General features: G+C 53.4%; 15 protein-coding genes. 2 read left to right on the top strand and 13 right to left on the bottom strand.

All coding sequences use genetic code 11. The annotated features are described in order from the left end of the window. Nucleotides 1-34 precede the first annotated feature (34 nt). From BW974_RS20195 to BW974_RS20255, 13 genes are all read right to left on the bottom strand, one after another. Entirely contained in the window at nucleotides 35-1,717 is a 1,683-nt protein-coding gene (locus BW974_RS20195; protein WP_076432384.1) for a hypothetical protein, read from the bottom strand. Then, a complete protein-coding gene (locus tag BW974_RS20200) occupies nucleotides 1,714-2,514 on the bottom strand; it encodes an ABC transporter ATP-binding protein (protein WP_076432386.1) in 801 nt (266 codons plus the stop codon). The genes BW974_RS20195 and BW974_RS20200 overlap by 4 nt, the downstream gene beginning before the upstream one ends. A 26-nt stretch (nucleotides 2,515-2,540) precedes the next feature. Further along, nucleotides 2,541-3,410: a CPBP family intramembrane glutamic endopeptidase gene (locus BW974_RS20205; protein WP_076432388.1), complete on the bottom strand. Its 870-nt coding sequence runs from the start codon at nucleotides 3,408-3,410 to the stop codon at nucleotides 2,541-2,543. 112 nt (nucleotides 3,411-3,522) lie between these two features. After that, entirely contained in the window at nucleotides 3,523-4,389 is an 867-nt protein-coding gene (locus tag BW974_RS20210; protein ID WP_076432390.1) for an ABC transporter permease subunit, read from the bottom strand. Further along, nucleotides 4,386-5,306, bottom strand: coding sequence for an ABC transporter ATP-binding protein (locus BW974_RS20215; RefSeq protein WP_076432392.1), 921 nt, complete (start codon nucleotides 5,304-5,306; stop codon nucleotides 4,386-4,388). The genes BW974_RS20210 and BW974_RS20215 overlap by 4 nt, the downstream gene beginning before the upstream one ends. Before the next feature lie 213 nt (nucleotides 5,307-5,519). Then, nucleotides 5,520-6,413 (bottom strand): ArsR/SmtB family transcription factor, encoded by an 894-nt coding sequence (locus tag BW974_RS20220; RefSeq protein ID WP_076432394.1) that lies wholly within the window; start codon nucleotides 6,411-6,413, stop codon nucleotides 5,520-5,522. 441 nt (nucleotides 6,414-6,854) lie between these two features. After that, nucleotides 6,855-7,205, bottom strand: a complete 351-nt coding sequence (locus tag BW974_RS20225) for a hypothetical protein (protein ID WP_245800221.1) — start codon at nucleotides 7,203-7,205, stop codon at nucleotides 6,855-6,857. A 225-nt stretch (nucleotides 7,206-7,430) separates the two neighbouring features. Beyond that, nucleotides 7,431-9,110: a multicopper oxidase family protein gene (locus BW974_RS20230; RefSeq protein WP_084186409.1), complete on the bottom strand. Its 1,680-nt coding sequence runs from the start codon at nucleotides 9,108-9,110 to the stop codon at nucleotides 7,431-7,433. A gap of 73 nt (nucleotides 9,111-9,183) precedes the next feature. Next, nucleotides 9,184-10,356, bottom strand: coding sequence for an LVIVD repeat-containing protein (locus tag BW974_RS20235; protein ID WP_175609757.1), 1,173 nt, complete (start codon nucleotides 10,354-10,356; stop codon nucleotides 9,184-9,186). A gap of 26 nt (nucleotides 10,357-10,382) precedes the next feature. After that, entirely contained in the window at nucleotides 10,383-11,612 is a 1,230-nt protein-coding gene (locus BW974_RS20240) for an LVIVD repeat-containing protein (RefSeq protein ID WP_076432398.1), read from the bottom strand. 65 nt (nucleotides 11,613-11,677) lie between these two features. Next, nucleotides 11,678-12,799, bottom strand: a complete 1,122-nt coding sequence (locus BW974_RS20245; RefSeq protein ID WP_076432400.1) for an LVIVD repeat-containing protein — start codon at nucleotides 12,797-12,799, stop codon at nucleotides 11,678-11,680. A 770-nt stretch (nucleotides 12,800-13,569) separates the two neighbouring features. Continuing rightward, nucleotides 13,570-13,959 (bottom strand): DUF8008 family protein, encoded by a 390-nt coding sequence (locus tag BW974_RS20250; RefSeq protein WP_076432402.1) that lies wholly within the window; start codon nucleotides 13,957-13,959, stop codon nucleotides 13,570-13,572. Nucleotides 13,960-14,332: 373 nt separating this feature from the next. Further along, the gene (locus BW974_RS20255) at nucleotides 14,333-15,346 is read right to left on the bottom strand and encodes a threonine ammonia-lyase (protein WP_076432404.1); all 1,014 of its coding nucleotides are present in this window, start codon (nucleotides 15,344-15,346) and stop codon (nucleotides 14,333-14,335) included. A 675-nt stretch (nucleotides 15,347-16,021) separates the two neighbouring features. Between BW974_RS20255 and BW974_RS20260 the strand changes: the two genes are divergently transcribed. Then, entirely contained in the window at nucleotides 16,022-16,747 is a 726-nt protein-coding gene (locus BW974_RS20260; RefSeq protein ID WP_076432406.1) for a helix-turn-helix domain-containing protein, read from the top strand. Nucleotides 16,748-17,522: 775 nt separating this feature from the next. After that, complete coding sequence (gene thrC, locus BW974_RS20265) at nucleotides 17,523-18,746, top strand: threonine synthase (RefSeq protein ID WP_076432408.1); 1,224 nt, start codon at nucleotides 17,523-17,525, stop codon at nucleotides 18,744-18,746. Nucleotides 18,747-18,822: the final 76 nt, after the last annotated feature.

An 18,822-nucleotide genomic window follows, 5' to 3' on the forward strand; every position in this document is an offset into this window, starting at 1 on the left:
CGTCGCGTTCCACAGACTCCTCCGGCGTCACATCTCACACCTCCGCATCCTGCGACTCGGACGACGTACGTGGATACGGGGGTTCACTGAACGGTCCAGCCGCGGTGCGATAGCCAGCGTATCCGACCGCAGCGAGGACGCCCCCGGCAACACCGGGTGCAAGGAGTCGGAGAAGCGATTCGCTTCCGCTACCGGGAAGCAAGGCGAATACCCCTCCCCCTGCGCCGATCACGACGAGAAGCATCACGGCGAACATATACCCGACGAGGGCCCACTGGCTCGGCGTCGCCACCTCGTAGCCCTGATACGTCCGCTGGGAGTCCCGCGACGGGAGGACCGATCCGATGCCGACCCCGACGCCCGCGCTGGCGACCGCCAGTACAATGGCGAGCGTCACGAGAATCGCGGCCGTCGGTATCGAGACACCCAGCGACATCGCGAAGACGGTAGCACCGACCACAGCAATAGGTATTCCCGCGAGAAGTCCCGCGGTCAGGTGCCCGAGCAGGAGTGTACGAAGTCGCGTCGCGGAGAGGTACTCCAAAGTTCGCATCTCGCCTGCTTCGCCCATCGGGTTCAATCCGAAGATTGCACCGGAGATGTAGACGCCGGCGAAGACGAGTACGCCCCCCACCACAACCGGCAGCGACTCGGGGTCGCTGACGGCTCCGAAGAGGGCGGTCACGATGACGATCACCAGCGGGAATAGCGGAGAAAACCGCGTGGGAATCCGCATCCAGCGAATCCACAGGCCGAGGGCGACACTCAAGGTTCGTGATTGGGTTCTCGGCGGGAACGATCGCCCGGTCTGCTCCGTCGTCTCCAGAGACGGCGTCGCTCCCGTAGCCGTGGTCGCATCACGCTGCATCAGGCCGGTCGGCGTCGCGTCAGCGAACCATAGTAGCGGTGCGAGCTGATTCGCCACCGCGAACAGGACGGGGATGCTAGCGACGACTATCGCCCCGACGACTATCGCCCCCGCATCGAGTTCCGGACCGAGCGGTGTTCCGAAAAACGCGAGCGTCAGGTACTCGATAGCGGGCAGCGCCAACCCCGAGAGCGCGGCGAGCGGTTCCGCTGCACCCGTCACTGGCGCCATGGCGGCGTAACTCAGCGCCATCAGCACCAGCAACAGCACGAGACCGAAGGCCTGACTGACTGTCCGGAGTGTCTGGCTCCGCAGCAGACCCAGGACAACCAACTGACCGACTATAGTGCCTAACACTGTTATCGCCGTGAACAACGGAACGACCGCCAACACGGCGGTCGGAAGGATGGAGAACATCCCAGATCCGAACGCGAAGCCGCCGGCGAACAAGAGCGTTGGGAACATCACGAACCCGACGAGTTGTATTGTCGAGTGAACAGTCACTCCGATGAGAACGGCGCGCGGACTCGTCGCTGTCAACAGCAGAGCGTCACCCTCCGGTCGTCCCTGCTGGACGACGCGCAGGGCGCCCATAACGATAAACACGACGACGAGGAGGGACACCTGTATGCCTAGGACGTCGAGCGGGAGGGTACCCTGTGCCGCGGCCTGTTGGCCTGCGGAGTACGCGATACGGTACCAGAATATCAGTAGTGGTGTAAACAGGGCGACGACCCCGAGCACCGTCAGCTGCCGCTTTCGGGTGCCGAACGACTTCCGGAGGGAACGCCGAAGTTCAATACGTGCAATCCCCAGCCCATGTCGGACGTCGTTCCGAAGCGAACTCATGTGGGGACCTCGGCTGACTCTTCGTCTCGATGGTCGGTGGTCACCTCAAGGAACACCTGTTCGAGGGTGCGTTCCTCGCCCGTTTCGGCGCGGCGTTTGAGATCTGCCGGCGATCCCTCTGCGACGAGGCGTCCCTCATGGAGGATGCCGATGGTGTCGGCGAGTTCGTCGACGACCGACAAAATATGCGTCGAGAGGAAAACCGTAGTTTCCTCGTCAACCAAGTCCTTGAGCACATCCAGCACTGTCCGAGCCGCTCGCGGATCGAGTCCGCTGGTGGGTTCGTCGAGGAAGAGGACTGCCGGTCTGTGGAAGAGCGCCTGAATCAGACCAATCTTCTGTCGCATTCCCTTCGAGTACGTCGAAATCGGACGATCTGCAGCGTCGGTGAGGTTGAGCTGGGCCAACAACTCGTCGATGCGGTCGGCTGCGACACTGTCGGGGACGTCCTGGAGGAAAGCGACGTACGACAGCTGCTCCCTCCCCGTGAGCTCCTCGTATACCGGCGGCTCCTCAGGGAGATACCCGAGGTGTCGCGTGACTGCCTGGCGTTCAGAGAGCGGCGTACCTATGATCGCCGCTGTGCCCGCTGTCGGTGGCATCAGCGCCGTCAGCATTCGCATAGTGGTAGTCTTCCCCGCACCATTGGGCCCCAGGAACCCGTAGACGTGTCCCTGCGGGATTGCAAGATCGAGCTGATCAACGGCGACGTGATCTCCGAAGCGCTTGGTAAGTCCCTTTGCCTCGATGGCTAACACCTCGGGCTTTCCAGGGAGGCGAGTGGTGTCTTCGTCCATTTGTGTTTTCCTAATTGGTGATTGGCTTACGTCTCGGTGTTCCAGTCCGGGCTGACCCGGTAATCGTAGAGGTGGGCGCCGGTTACTAAGACGATGAACAGAATGACCGCCCACGTGAGAACCGCATGCGACCCGTTCAACGTGACGAGCGTACTCCAGTCAATGGTATCACCGACGAGGACGACATCAAGGTCGAGCGGGACCTGCCCTGTCGTTGCGTTGTCCGTTCCGTGCATCAGCATCGCTAGCAGTACGCTCCCGTTCGAGCCGTTGAACACCCACCCGAGGAGCACCGAGAACGCGATAATCCCAACGAAATAGGCGACGACGAGTTCGAGCGGCCAGTCGTCCCGGAACCCGCCGGGAACGAACTGGGGCAGATGCCATAGCCCCCAGAACACGCCAATGACGAGGGCCGCGGCCAAGCCGCCATACCGTTCTTGTAATTCGGGCTGGGCGAATCCCCGCCAACCGAACTCCTCTTGGCCACCGCCGATGAACGTCCCGAGGACGATTCCGATGACGATCGTGATCGGGTCGAAATCGAACGCCGCCCAGTCGATCGGACCGCCGAGAGCCCACGACGCGACTCCTGCTGCGTAGGTGATAGCGAACGGGATCAGGATTGCTGCGGCGTACCACTTCGGATGGACACGCCAAGTGAAGATGTCTCGGAGCCACTTCCTGACACTCTCACCACTCGCCCATAGGACGATCGCAGCAGCGACTCCCGGTGAAAGCGGGCTCAGGAAGCCTTCGATAAACCACCGACCCCAGGACGGCTCCATCCCGAGGAGCTTCGGGATCGCATCGAGCGTCCACGAAAGCGCGTACGCCAGTACGAAGAACGACGTGATTCGATACTGACCGATCTGTTGCTTTAGTAGCGATGCCATGGCTCCTTAAACGCCTCTGTCGAGAGAAACCGATTTCGTCGGGAGGCGGGCGATTTTCGTATTTTCGTTTATCATCATCGTAATTTGTTGTGCGGTATTTGGACAGTTGGGGCTACAGGTCTGCGACGTTGAACCGGTAATACCCAATGAGGAACGGGACGACGAGCCAGAGTGCGAGAACGACGATTCCCACCTCCGGGCTCAGGTAGAACGGGTCCGGCTCAACTGCTTCGACTCCGACGCCCGTTTGGGCGGGCGTTGCACCGGCCACCTCCGCGAACCCGGGCAGGAGAGCGACGACCGTCGAGAGATACGCCGAAGACGGCGACACCTGACTGACGAGGAAGACCCACTCGGGCATCGTAGACGGAAGGCCGAACCCGTTGACGATGTAGACGACCGCCATGGGGACGACATCCCATAACAGTTCGAAGACGACGAAGAATCCGAGGGCGAGCGTTGTTGCTCGCGAGGTCGACCCTGTTGACGCCGAGATCCCGACCATGATGCCCGCATATACTGCAGCGAAGCTTAGTGTCACTGCCAAAAACACAAAGGCAGCAAAAATATCAATCCCTCCAAGCAGGAACGACCCAACCCCGAGTCCAAAGAGGAGGCCGACCCCAAGACCGACCGTGAGAACAGCGGCTCGACCGAGGACCTTGCCAATGAAAACGTTGAAACGATTCGTCGGCAAGGAGAGCAAAAGCTTGATACTGCCGAGTTCGCGTTCGCCAGCTAGTGACTTGTAACAGACGACGATGGCGGCGAGCGGCACAAACAATCCACTTAACCCGATAGTGAAGAACAGCAATCCCGCGAACGAAGCTCCGCCGGCCCCACCGAACATTTCGGGGACCTCCACGTACGCATACGTCGAGAATACTGAGAGGACAACAAATACGGCGACAAGTGCCCAGAGTGCTCGAGACTGAATGGCATCTCGGAAGTCCTTTTTTGCCACGCTGAGCCACGTCATATCTGGACCTCCTGGGCATGGTTAGTATAACGGACGAATAAGTCCTCAAGTGAAGATTCTACGACTGAGAAGTCCTGGACGGGGATTACGTTGGCGTTGATGGCGTTTAGTACAACGAACTTCGAAGCATCAGCCACCGTTACCCGGAGTCGACCATCATCAATCGACGCAGTTCTGACTCCGTCGATTCGAGTGACCTCTTCAATACTCATGTTGTTGAGTTCTGCAACGTCGACGTAGAGAACTTCTCCTGTCTCCGTTGCGTCCCGAAGTCCGTCGATTGAATTAACGGTCACGAGTTCACCGCGATCGATGATTGCTACACGATCACAGACAGCTTCAACCTGCTCCATCACGTGGCTAGAGAAGAAGATGGTCGTCCCCCGCTGGTTTTCCTCGCGGATGATCTCACGCATCTCACGAGCGCCATTTGGGTCCAGACCCGTTGAGGGTTCGTCGAGAACAAGGAGATTTGGATCACCGACTAACGCCATTGCCAGCATGAGTCGCTGGCGCATTCCCTTCGAGTAGCCGCCAGCTTTTCGGTCAGCGGCATCAGCGATTCGAACTCGTTCAAGCAACGCATCAGGGTCCTCGTTGACGTCCTTCATTTCAAGGACGAATTCAAGGTGTTGGCGACCAGTGAGACGGTTGTAAACCTGATATCCATCCGGAAGGACGCCAATCTGCCGACGGACAAATTCACCCTCTCGCTGAGCGTCATGACCGAGGACACGTACTGCTCCCGAGGTTGGTCGTATGAAATCGAGTAGAATGTCTATCGTTGTCGATTTGCCTGCCCCATTCGGTCCGAGGAAACCGAAGATTTCGCCTTCCTTGATTCGGAGATTGAGGTCGTTGACAGCGACGACGTCGCCGAATTGTTTTGTTAGGCCGTCGATTTCAATTGCAGCCATCAAAACACCTCATATTAGTATAGTTCTTGGTCTTACATAGTCTCATGGGATCCATAGAAGGTCAGAGTCGTTGTCACGCTATAAGTATTGTCATATGGATTACATTTTGACAACGGGCCAACTCAAAAATGTTTGAGTTACAGATAAGAATTGTACGATCTCTGGAATTGGGTGGGAATTGACACGATAATTGGGATCAACAGCCGCAAACGCTTACTCGTCGTTCTGCCACGATGTAACCGTCATTTGCTCATCCACATGCAGAGAGAGCATCTTATTGTCCAGCGTTATTTCAAAATCTGCTTCAAACGGATCAGAAGAGACGATATCCACTTCAATTACATCGGACACGATGTACCCGAAAAACTCCCAGAGAGGAATATCCAGGAGAAGAACGTCGTGTTCCCAAAACAGATGAAGAACAGCAGGATGGAAGATAATTGAAACTTCTATTGGAATACTCAGTACTACCCCACATTCACGGCATGAATTAACGTGAATCGGGCGTGTCTTTCCATTGTGTTCATACACGTCAACGAATCTGTCAACATATCCGAAACATTCAGGACAGATTCGTTTCTGTAGTAGCATGCACATGCTCCAAATATGGTGGCCAAAGCTCTCAATGATCTCCGAGGTGCTTCTGTACCGCGTTTGACTCCGGGGAAAGAAGTCGGTTATAAGAATCGCATCACACGAGGTACAGCGAATAGTAAACCGTTCGTCTTCAAGTGCTGCTAGAAGAGACTCATTTTCACAAAATAGACAAGTGCCAGTGAGTTCATGGCTTTCAAACTTCGAAGTGCTTTCGTACACACCCGAGTTGATCACACGAGCAATTTTGTTACCACTATATGTAAGTCTGTATCCTTCAGGTGTTTCACAAATAAACTTCCCAATGAGCCGATCAAGATGATAGGAGAACTGTGACGAACTCCCGACATCTACAGCGTCATAGAGTTCCGTAAACGTCATCATATGCCACTCATGGTGCTCCCATTCTGGCTCGTACAAAGCAAACAAAATCTCTAATCGAGTTTCATTTCCAAGCGAGGCTATCGCCTCAATTACCTCCTCAGTAATCTCTGCACTTTGATCAGCTACCATGTTCAGCCTTCTACTAGTCCCCTGTACTCCTATGGGGATAAGAACACTTCTCCCACCGATCGACTTCTCCTTATCCGTCTACTGTCTCGTATCGACAGGCGTGCGGAATCCATCCTCTATTTCTGGCACACCATTTCTAACAGATGACGAGTGAGCAACGTTCAGCCGCTAGCTCGTCAACTCGGAACACTTTGTCACGTTCTCAACCAAGCCGTCCTCGACGATCGCTGGTGGGGTAGTCGATTATACCGTTGTAATAGAGGGGGGGGGGATCGCGAGAGCGACCCCCTCCGTTTCGCAGAAGTAGACGCAAAACAGACGCACTCTACCGTACACAACACACTAGTACCACCATGTGTCACCGGCAACGCGGTGTGAATCTCGTGTGGTGGCTTAGTCCGAGAGGGGGTTCGTCGAACCCCTGTGATCACAACACTATAATCAGCGCCCTTCGTTCCCTCCAGCGTTGGCTTCGTGGTCTCGCATCCACCCTGCCAAATCAGGGTGGGCGAACGTGATCTCGATGTGATGGCCACCAATGCACATTGCGTCGTCAATCGACAGTGTCCGTGATTCCTTGTAGCTCACGCCAGGGACGCGTTCGGTCATTTCTTCCATCACCCGATAGCCGTCGTTTGTGTACGCACACCCGTAGTGAGTCGCCACCTCTCGATACCCGAGTCGTGCGACCATGACATCGTTCGTCTTGGCGACGTTCTTCGCGTGCTCAAGTGCATTGAGGTACTTGTTTTCGACGTGTTGACTCTCGGCGCGCTTCTCACGGCAGTTCACGAGTTCGGTGTTCTGTTCTGAGTGCTAGACTGTCTCGAAGATTTGACGGCCTGCAGTGGCTGCTTCCGCGGCGAGATTCAGCGAATCATCGTCAACACTCTCTTCGGTCTCGTAATCCCGCACGAGATTGATTTTCTGCTATTGAATTCTTGTGGTTCGATATCTACTTAGAAATATCCCCAAAGTAAAATTAATCAAATAAAAATGGGTCTCAGTTATTTGTTTTCACCTCGACTGGAATTCTCCCTGATTGTTGTTTTTCTGCCCTCTGTTCTTAGCTGCGTTTCCGGTCACAACCTCAAAAGGACGCATCATCGCATGGTCTTCGTGTTCAAGGATGTGACAGTGCCAAGGGAACTGGCCCGCAAAGTTGCCAAAGCGAACGAGAATCCGTACCGTCTCGTCCGGATTGACCCGAACAACATCTTTCCCTATTCGTTCATTTGGAGCAGGGTCGTCAGTTCCGTTCGGACCACGTCCGATAACACTGAATTCGACTAAATGAAGATGAATTGGGTGCGTGTGATGGGTCTTATTTTCCAGTTCCCATATCTCGGTTGTCCCAAGCTGCGGTTTCACAATTGTTTCATCATGGAAACGTGAGTTGTTCAGCAAATGCAAGGCAAGCCCATGTTCATCTCTGATCATGTTCATGGTCATGTGCCGAATCTTCTTAGCAGCCTGTTCATTGACTTTTGACCCACCAGGAAGATCCAGATTCGTTGGATCTGCACTGGAATCCGACTGCCCTTTAGCAGAATCCAAGACCCGAATCTGGAGAAGCTCCCCGAGGTCGCTTCCTTCAGTCTTCCCCTCGAAGGGGAACTCGGCATCATTGGTGACAGTGAACGTTTCGCCTGCGTACTCGGAGAAGTCGACGACGATGTCAGCTCGTTCGAATGGGGACAGGAGTAGTGAGTCGAGGTCGTGGCTTGCCCCGATTGGAACTGTCGACTCAAAGAAGCCATGGCCAGCTCCGGTCTGATACAGGGTCGGGACGTTTGTGCCAGATTCATTACTAAGGCGGAGGTTAAACGTACGCCCGTTCGACTGATTTATACATCGGAAGCGATATCGACGCGGCTCGACCTCTAGATACGGCCAGACGGATCCGTTGACAACGGCTGTGTCACCGGCGAAATTCGGTACAAAGGACTTCGGATAGTACAACGAACCGTCCTCGTTAAACGTCCGGTCTTGGAGCATGAGCGGAATTTCGTACTCGCCACTGGGTAAGTCGAGTTTTTCTTCCGCTCGACTCCGGATAAGATAGAACCCCGCAAGTCCAGCGTAGACATTGAGACGACTGATACCAAGTGCATGGTCATGGTAGGTCGATGTCAATTTGGATTGGCGGTTCGGAATGTCATGTATCTGTTTGACAAATCTCGGGCCAGTGATCTCTCCCGGGGATTTCCACATCTCGGCCTGTCCGTCACTTTCGGGCTCAATATTGAGCCCGTGGAAATGTGTCACCGTTCGGACTTCAGGGACAGGCCCATCGTAGTTCGGATAATCCTCTGGTTTCGTTCCATGAATCTGCTCATCCACGCTTAAGAGGTGTTCTGTTGGAAGCTGACTATTGTCAAAGCGAACTTTTAGCCGTTTGTTCCGCCGTCCCTCGATGATCGGGCCAGGAAAAGTGCCGTCGAATCCCCAGAGGGTGGTATCAGGGAGATCCGGGTGGAGACTTTGGGTGAACTCCGTTACCGATACTTTGTGGTAATCCGCTCCCCTTCGTTTCCCTTCTGGTTTCCTTACTGTTGGGATTGGCAATGGCTGCACATATTTTTCGAGGGAAGGCGATGTCTGTGCGACTGCCGTCTCGATACCCTGTGGAATACTGCCTGCAATTCCTAGTGCTGTGCTTGCTTTTAGTAATCGGCGCCGTGTGATTTCATCCATTATTCATATCATTATTATTGACTATTTACCGGTCCCCCCGGACAATTCGATTCTAGCCGAAATCACGGCCAGGTTACTGGCCGTGATCCGGCTTGAGGAATCTGATACCGCTTCCGATGTCGCTTACTACGACGAACCCACGTGCCCGAACCGCTGTCCAAAATGACGATCCATCTGGATCGTAGCGATACCGTTGCTCAGGGGTTGATGGATCCGTGATATCGAACACCGTTGCTCCCCCGTCGTACCATGAGGTGTACAGCCGATTTGCCGTGACATCGAAGTTGTGCGATGTCTTCCCGAAGATGCCTTCGTTGACATCCGGTGGCTCAACCTCCGCGACCTGTTTTGGTGCATCGAAGTCAGTTACATCGAAGACCTTGATCTTACCCGACTCGATAATGTACGTCTCAGCACCGACATAGACGTGATCTCCGTCGGGCGATGGTTGGACATAGTGGGCATTGCCGGGCGGACCATAGATTCGATCATTGACATTCCCGCTAGTTCCTTGATCAGCACCTGGTGCCTCACCAAATGCGCTGACTTCCACAGGGTCGGTTGGATCACTCACATCGAGGACGCGCGTCCCAGCGTCCCAGTACGCGAGGTAGGCGTAGCCGTCCTGGGCGTAAACATCATGGACGAAGTTCGTCGGCGAATCGAGTTCGGGATGTGCATCTTCAACTCGCCATTCAGAAAGAAGAGTCGGATCAGTTGGGTCGCTGATATCCACTATGAGAAGTGCACTATCATCGAACGGCGCCTCCTTGCAGATATAGGCAACGCCATCCACGAGGTGGGCGTTGTGAACTCCAGCCGGGAGCACTTGGAATGTGCCCTGATACTGAGGATCGGTCGGGTCACTGACGTCGTAGAAATGTGTCCCAATCTCACTGTCTGGAACCGTGTTCCCGCCGTTGCCATCGTGATCGTGTTCCTCGCTTCCCTGACTACATACCGCAAGGACATCGTTTTCCACTTTCACGTCTGCGATACCGACGCCCGGTGCGTGCATATCGACGACTTTCTCGGGGCGGTTCGGGTTTCGCCAGTCGATAACAGCGAAGCCATCGCCGGTGGCGACGTATGCCCACGTGTTCTGTGTGACGACTTCTTGTGCACCGGCAACGTCCACTTCGCTGAACAGGCGCATGGTGTCTGTCTTGGAAGTACGATTCCGGCCTTTTGCGACCGCTGAACCGGCGCTGGCGAGGGTAGCTGTACCGGCTCCGAGGTACTTCAAAACTGTTCGTCGAGACGGAGTCATTATTACTGACCCTCCATTCCTGGTTCATTCGGTCGCTCACTACCATCGAATGCTGGCGGTTCTCCCCTTCCGCGATCTGCGTGTAAGAAGACAACACCTCCGCCAATGTCGCCAGCGACGGTGAAGCCACGACTTCGAACGGCCGTCCAGAATGACGATCCTTCAGCAGCGTAATGGCCGAGTTCGGTTGGCTCACTGGGGTCGGTGATATCATGGACTGTGACGCCGCCGTTGTACCACGATGCGTGCAATCGGTTGTTGGTCACGTCGAAGTTGTGTGATGTCCGGAAGACATCGATTTCGGGGGGCTCAATCCGTGCCACCTGTTCTGGCATTTCGTAGTCGGAAACATCGAACACCCTGATTCCACCGTAGTCGTCGTTATCCGGATTCTCCACAAAGCCGCCAGGGAATGTCTCTGCCCCGACGTACACGTGTTGGCCATCAGGTGATGGCTGGACGTAATGAGCGTTTCCAGGTAGCGTGAGATAGCGTTCAGACCGAGTGGAATCTGGCAGTGGTGTGTCGGCTCCAGGGGCGTCGCCAAACTGTGAGACTAATGTTGGGTTCGCTGGGTCGCTAACGTCGGCAATGACGACACCTGCGTCCCAGAACACTTGATACAGGAGGTCATCTTGGACATAGATATCGTGACATGGGTTGACGCCAGCCGCTGCAAAATCGGGGAAATGGTCCGAAAGTCGGAATTCTCCGACTTTTTCCGGGCTCATTGGATCGCTAACGTCGACAATGTCAGTCCGGGCTTCGCTAAAGGGCGCCTCATCGGATTCATTGATCGTCAGATAGGCGTACCCATCAGCCAAGAAATTATTATGAACGGAATGGCCCGCATTATGGAACGCCACCTCTTGTGGATCAGCTGGGTCATTAATATCCACCAGCGTCACTCCCGGCCCACCGTTGCTCGCTAAACTAGCGAGGTCACCATCGACTTTGACATCGAGGATGCCTCCTGCCGGCTCGTTCGCGTCAAGGGTTGCAACGAGTTCGGGTCGGCGTGGATTGCGTCCGTCGACAACCGCCATTCCCGATCCAGTCGCAGCATAGACATAATTTTCCTGTGTGACAACCTCCAACGTCCCGTTTACAGCCTGTTCGCTGAACAGGCGCAATCCTTCGGAATGGTTTTCGCTACCACCACCTGGAGAGGGATGTGCACTGGCAGTTCCGAGGATACCAGACGCTGCGAGGCCGCCGGTTACTTTCAGCATTGTACGCCGCGTTGATTGTCTCGTTGGTTTTCGTGTCATTGATTGAAATTGTCATTTGGTAATGGTTACTTCGAGCGGGCTGGTGTCACTTTGAACACGTAAAGACCGGTCTGCATGTCACTCGTGACTACGAGATCGCGCTCTTCGCTGTAATCGGCTCCCCAGGCCATTGGGGGCTCACCGACGAAGCCAGCACCGTCAGCCTGGTCTGCCTTGTCATCGGTTCGGTACTGATCCGTCGGCGTCGGGTCGGTCGGATCACTGATGTCATAGACAACAGTGCCTTCGTGATAGTCGCCGCTGACCAGCAACGAGTTGCTGCCTTTCGAAATGACCGTGTGGTTATGGGTGGTCCAGTCGAACAGTTCCTCATTTTCGTCCATCACTTGGGCATTCGGTGAATGGGTAAACCCGATATGCTGTGGGTTTTCGACGGATCCGTCTCCCCAGCCAATGTCAAGAATGTGTTTGCCGCCGGGAATCCCAAATCCAATCTCATCGCCGAGGATGACGAGATCACGCTCGGGATCGTGGCTCGCGTAGTGACAACTCTCGAATCCAGCTGTGCCGATTTCAGTGTAATTCGGGCGTCCCGCATAATCGAATCGCCCGGCTTCTGTCGGACTCAGTGGATCGCTGATGTCCAGCGCGACATAGCCAGTGAATCCACCGCCAATAAACGCACAATGGAGGAGGTCACGGCCAGCGTCTACGACAATGTCGTGACAGTCGCCGCCGATATGAACCATTGCTGCCTCTTCTACGTTCGAGGGATCGCTGGTGTTCCACACGCCGACACCGTCATGTTCGGTCGTGTAGAGCACGTCACCTTCCGGATGCGCATCGACGTTGTGCGTCGAGCCAGCAGGGATACGATCTATCTGGACAGGATTCTCGGGAGTTCCCTCTCCGTAGCCGTAGTCGATAACGTCAACACCGTTTTCTTCTCCGTTTTCCCGACCCCGATAGTAGAGCCCGTTTCGGCGGTCGAATTCAACATCTGCGTGGGTGACATCATCAGTCGTCGGAAACTCGTGTACTTCCGTTGGATTCGTTGGATTACTGATGTCGACGAGGAATGAGCCACCGGGAGAGGAGAAGTGGCCAACAAGCGCGTACTGACCGTCCGCCCGAATGTCTTCTTCTGCGTAGCCACCACCGGGATCCGACAATAGCGAATGACCCATCTTGCGGATGCGTCCTTTTTTAGGTGGCCCCGCCCAGTCGGGCTTCGCGCTTGCAGCACTTGTTCCTCCAATGGTTGCGGCTGCACCAAGCAGTTTTAGTAACGTTCTCCGTTTATTGTTTGTCATTATCTACTCTTCAGATTAACAATTATGTTATTCACATTTATTATTTTCTAGGTTAAAGTGATACATACTAACATTACTTGAATATTTAAGCAATTTGTTTAAAGTCTCTCGAACCAGTGTTCGGCTCTTCAGCGCTTGATGGCACTGGCTGGGACGTGAACAGCCTCGATTATATGTAGGGTTCTCTCAAAATCGGAGCTAGACTGTGGCCATAGTACAGAATTGTGTTTTCTACTATTACGGGGGTACAAAAATATCCGCAAGGAGACTATCTATTGACTCCTCAGGTTGCACTTGGCTCGCTCGATTCAATCGTCAAGATGGTACTGCCATGAGGTGTGACTCTACAGAAACCACAATAGACTACTCGAGGACACGAGCGTACTGCTTACCCTGTTTTGACAGGACCCTCATTTATACACTACTTCGATCTCCCTTCTTTCCGACCACAGACGCGGTGGCCGGTAGAATCTCTCCCCCTCTCGCCGGTTTCGAGCCGATAGACGCCGATACAACTACCGTACTTACGAGTAACCGTACCACGTCCGTCCCGAACTGTGTCAATTCGGGACGTCCAGTTCCGTTTGTATGGGGTATCGTGTTAGAGTCGTGTCCCTCTCGGGTGTGTTTTCGTCCCGACCACGCTACTCTCCGGCAACCCCGTCTGTGGTCGGGTTATCGTCAGCGTCGGTGCTCGTGATCTCACCGGGAAGTTCCACATCGGCCTTGAGCACGAGACGCGTCTTTTGGTAGCTTAGTCCGTCTTTGGATCGCTGGCGTTTGACTTTCCCGAGGCGATTCTTCGAGAGTTCGTGCATCGCGTCCATCGTCCGCCGAGCGAGTTCCTGTGAGTATTTCTTACTCACCCCGGACTCTTTCAGACGAATCCACTCGGCGAGGTCTGAAGCATCGAGGTAGGCACGGATCTCTCCACTGTCCTTCGACCAAAGTGAATACCGACCAGCCTCATCGCGTTCACGCCACACCTTCCCTGCGAGTTCGTCGGGTTTGCGATTCGTGACGGACGCCAGCATCTCGTCGTCATAGCGGGCGAGTCGTTGCAGTGGGAGGAGATCCGCAGTCGAGTGAGCGACGGCACCCCCGCGACCGAGCGCATCGTCCTCACCGGGGAGTCGGAAGTAGGTATTACCGTCGTCTTTCGTAATACGGTCATGTTTATTTCTATCACAACCAATATAAATTTTTTAATATCTAACCAAGGTGCAAACTGCAATTTTTGCTGAATTATGAAGAGTATTAATCCTAATTGTCTTTATATTCTCATGAAGCAACGGCTCTAACTGCAGTGCGGAACCACGAGAATTCCGTTCTATCCATAATCCCGTGTATTAGATGCTAGTACAATATATTTTATCTATAAAAAACAGAATATCGCGTAAGAAGAGGCTATTCGCCGCTGATAGCGTGCCGGAGTTTCTCCGTAGAGAGGTTTCGCCCAGAAACAGGTACGACCACGGTGCTGTCGGAAACGTCCATCTCACGTATTGCACCGAGTGCAGCGGCCGAGGCTCCCTCTACTATCAGTCGCTCGTCGGTGAGCATATCTCCGATTGTTTGTTGAATGGTAGTCTCGCTCACGAGTCGCATATCGGTGAGACGCTCGCGCATGATCTTCATAGGGAGTGCAAACGGAACTCGTGAAGCAATACCTTCGGCCATTGTTGTGACTCGTTCGCCCGGGTCAAGATGCCCTTCGTGGAAGGCACGGTAGGTAGCATCCGCGGCTTCCGATTGGACGCCGATGACTTCCGCACCGCCGATTGCACCGATAGTGAGACAATAGCCTGCAACACTACTTCCACCTCCTACAGGACAAACGACCGTGTCCACTTCGGGAAGATTTTCAAATACCTCTATTCCGGCGGTTCCGACACCAGCAATGAGATCCGGTTCATTTGCCGAGTGAACGTACCGATATCCTTTCTGGGCTGCTTGCTTCTCGGCCCACTCCCGAGCGTCGTCATAGTCGTCTCCATGTTTGATTACAGTTGCCCCCAGCGTTTCCATCGCCGCGACTTTTTCTGGGTTTGGATCTTCTGGAACGGCGATTGTCACTGGGACGTCAAACTCCCGACCAGCATAGGCGACGGATTGACCGTGATTTCCTGTCGAAGCAGCGATGAGGCCAGTATCGTAGAATTCGTTGCTAAGCCGTTGACCGAGAGTTACGCCACCGCGAACTTTGAATGCACCCGTTGGGAGCGTATCTTCACGTTTTAGATACACATCCGCGTCCGTCTCGTTGGAGAGCATTTCGCTCCGGACGAGCGGAGTTCGTGGGAGATATCGACTTACAACGCTCCGAGCCTTGTATACGTCCGCGGGTGTCGGCGGTGTGAGGTCGTGGTATGGAAAGACAGTCGTTGCATCTGGGGATTCAATAGGCTCGTATTTTGTCATAGTTTGTTATTGGCTTTGTATTATGTATTAAATACATACAAATAATTTCAGGTGAATCATAGCGTGCACCGCGCTGTGTATTTCCCGCTGTTGTATCGCACTCTATATTCCTATTTTCTATAACCAGATAGGAAAACTCACTACCTTACATGAACGGGCAATTCCCAATCAAAATTTTATCCGACAATATAATTATAATAATTATATTATTTATATAGAGATAAAAAATCCACTTCTACTTTACGAAGGTGATTTAAGCCCTATTAGATGGGAAAATTTGTCTACACTCACGGATACAGAAATCTCACGGGATAAGTGTAGTATCCTCTGCTGAGCCAATTCGAGAACTTTCCTCTGCGCTCTTTTCGTCGCCTGTGTTTGGTATTACGAGGATTCGATTAGTGTCGTAGTCGACCTACAAGGGAATAACACACACGAGAGTCATTCCGCTATCAGCGTAGCGCCATATTCAAAGGTGGCCTGTTCGAAGGGATCGCAGTATCCCTTATGAATAGCTAATACAAAGTAACTTCATGCTTCTCAAGATTATATCAATAGCTACGGTGGCCACAAATTCCATAAGAATTTTGTGGCGCTCTTGCAGTCTGATCAAAATTTTCATTGCTACCTTGATCGACCAACACATATTTACTGGACAAAATGCCATGAGATGGCATGGCACACGCAGGTGAAGATACTGGACGTATTGACCCCCATTCATCACAGTTGACGTTACGTATCTGGCATCCTAATTGCTGGACCCTTCAAACAACGGCAGCAACTGACGCGGGTCTTATTGCACACGGAGTATATCATACTGGAGGCGTGACGAACGCACGCTGTACCGCGTATGCTGACTCTCGAAAGCAAATCAATAGTCTGATAGACGAGATCAAGTCGTCACCGCTTACAACTGAGATCCAGCGTGTGCAGGAATATTTCAATCTGCGTGCTCGGGGAAATGCTGCCGCGGGAAACACCACTGAAGAACTCCTTGTCAAGTATGAAAGCTGTAACAGCATTCATGATGCGTTCATTAAACGTGGATTTATTCCAGAAGAAGAAATTCGCGTCCACGACGGTAGGGAGTATTGGACAGTAATCATTACGCAAGATCGTGCAGAAATCAGCCGTCGACTCGACGAGATACGCTCAGAGATGAACGCTGAAATAACAATTGAGGGAATGAAGTCACCAGACACTCATACTCAAAATAGTTCCCCGGCAGTAGAACTTTCCGAGCGCCAGCGCGAAGTGTTCGAACTCGCACAGCGGCGGGGGTATTACTCGTGGCCACGAGAAACGTCCGCAAGTGAACTTGCCGACGAAATCGACATCTCGAAGACTACCCTCCTCGAACATCTCCGGAAGGCCGAGGTAAAGCTGCTAGGCTCGGTCTGACCCTCGTCAGTCGAAGTTCGAACAATTCCATATTGAAACAGTTGTATCAACACTCATGCCTTGGTTCTCTGTTTGTCTCAAATACGACAGTAGTCGACTTTCTAGAGTGAGAACGAACCCGTAGAAAACCGAAATTATGGTAACAGAGGTAGTTTACTATGCTCGTCGTGCGGTATTTCGATTACTGGATGTAACGGTCACATTTGAGCCTAACGTCTGGTTACATAGTCATGGTGTGTTCACCATCCGAATGGCCTCATACTCTACACCAGCCACCAAAGGTTTTCATAAAATTTTAGACTAACCTACGGATTAGAACTCAGGTATTCGGTGAGATAGATCACCCACGACGAACCAACGCGCATTCGAGACGACGTCAAGCAGCAGTCACTGATCATCCACCACAACAGGGTATAGGTGGGCGATCTACTTGACTAAATTTGTTTTGAGATGGACACCAAAATTGAAGTCGAGAAGCTTTCGTAGGTTGACCGCTTCGTGATTACTGATTCACGTCCTCAGCTGACTCTCAGTTCGCCAGTGCGGGGATTTCATCCTCGCCTAGTAGAACGTACTCTTGTGGCTCCATGAATCCACGGCACGGAATTTCACTACAATATTTAGTGTTTCAAAATAGCGTATCTCGAACACCTCCAGAAAGATGGAGCTGAACTTCTCAACAGTGTTTTGTGCGCCTGTTCCGAGCGACGGATTGCGCGAGTATCCGCTCATGGGAGGGTGTAGTTATACTGTGAGACGGAGACGTACTTATAGTATGGATCACGTCACAACGCTCGCATGTACGCTCTGTGGAGAAACATATGATCCTGAACAGATAATCTATACTTGTCCGAACCACAAAGGGGTAAAGGGGATTCTGGAGGTTGAGTATGACTATGACGTTGTCCTTGACCAATTCGATGCAAATCTCGACGGAAAGATTACTGACCAGTGGAAGTACCGCGCCTTCCTCCCTGTCAGCGAGAATGACGAGGTGGTCAGCCTTGGCGAAGGCGGCACCGACCTACTTGACACACCCCGTCTCGGCGCGGAACTCGGTGTCGAGATGCGAGTCAAAGATGACGGCCGGAACCCGACAGGCGTACTGAAGGATCGCGCTACTAGCGTCGCGGTCACAAAAGCGAAGGCCGCCAACAGGGATGTCATCACCTGTGCTTCAACCGGCAACGCAGCGGCGTCACTAGGTGGTTACGCTGCCTGTAGCGGTCTCGCATGCCGAATATTCGTGCCTGAAAACGCCCCAGAAGAGAAGCTCGCTCAACCGCTTGTCTACGGTGCCGACGTGTTAGGAGTCGATGGAAGTTACGACGAGGCATACGACCTCTCACTCGAAGTGAGTGATGAGTTTGGCTGGTATAATCGTAACGCCGCCATCAATCCATTTCAGGTCGAAGGCAAACGAACCGTCGGCCATGAACTTGCTGAACAAACCCGCGGCAACTGCCCCGACTGGGTGGTGTTCTCGATGGGTGACGGCTGTACGATATACGGCGGCTGGAAAGGATTTAGGGAGTTCTACGATCTTGACTTCGTTGATAATACACCAAAGATGCTCGGCGTTCAAGCCAAAGGGGCCTCGGCCATCCACGACGTATTCCACAACCACGATGATACAGCGGCCGTCGCTCATACGCTAGCCGACAGCATTGCAGTTAGTCGTCCGCGAAATACGGTCAAGGCGTGCAAGGCTCTTGAAGAGAGTGGTGGCGACTCGGTTCTCGTAAGCGACGAAGCGATTCTAGAGGCGGCAGTGACTCTCGGACATACTGAAGGGATCTACGCCGAGCCAGCCGGTGCCGCGCCTATTGCTGGCATTCGCCAAGCCCGGGAAGCAGGCATCATCAAAGAGGGAGAATCCGTTGTAGCCGTCGTCACGGGCAACGGCCTGAAGGACACCAAGAGCGCTATGCGTGCAACTAGAGAGATCAAGAGAATCAACGCAAACCTTGAAGACGTGGTTTCGCTCTACAACAGCTAATTCATCCCTTGTGGGGCCGAACAGATTATCACCCAAACAAGTCGGGTCAGATTTGTCTGTTCTACTAAGCGGCAGA

The sequence above is a fragment of the Haladaptatus litoreus genome, assembly GCF_900156425.1.
GTDB classification, from domain to species: domain Archaea; phylum Halobacteriota; class Halobacteria; order Halobacteriales; family Haladaptataceae; genus Haladaptatus; species Haladaptatus litoreus.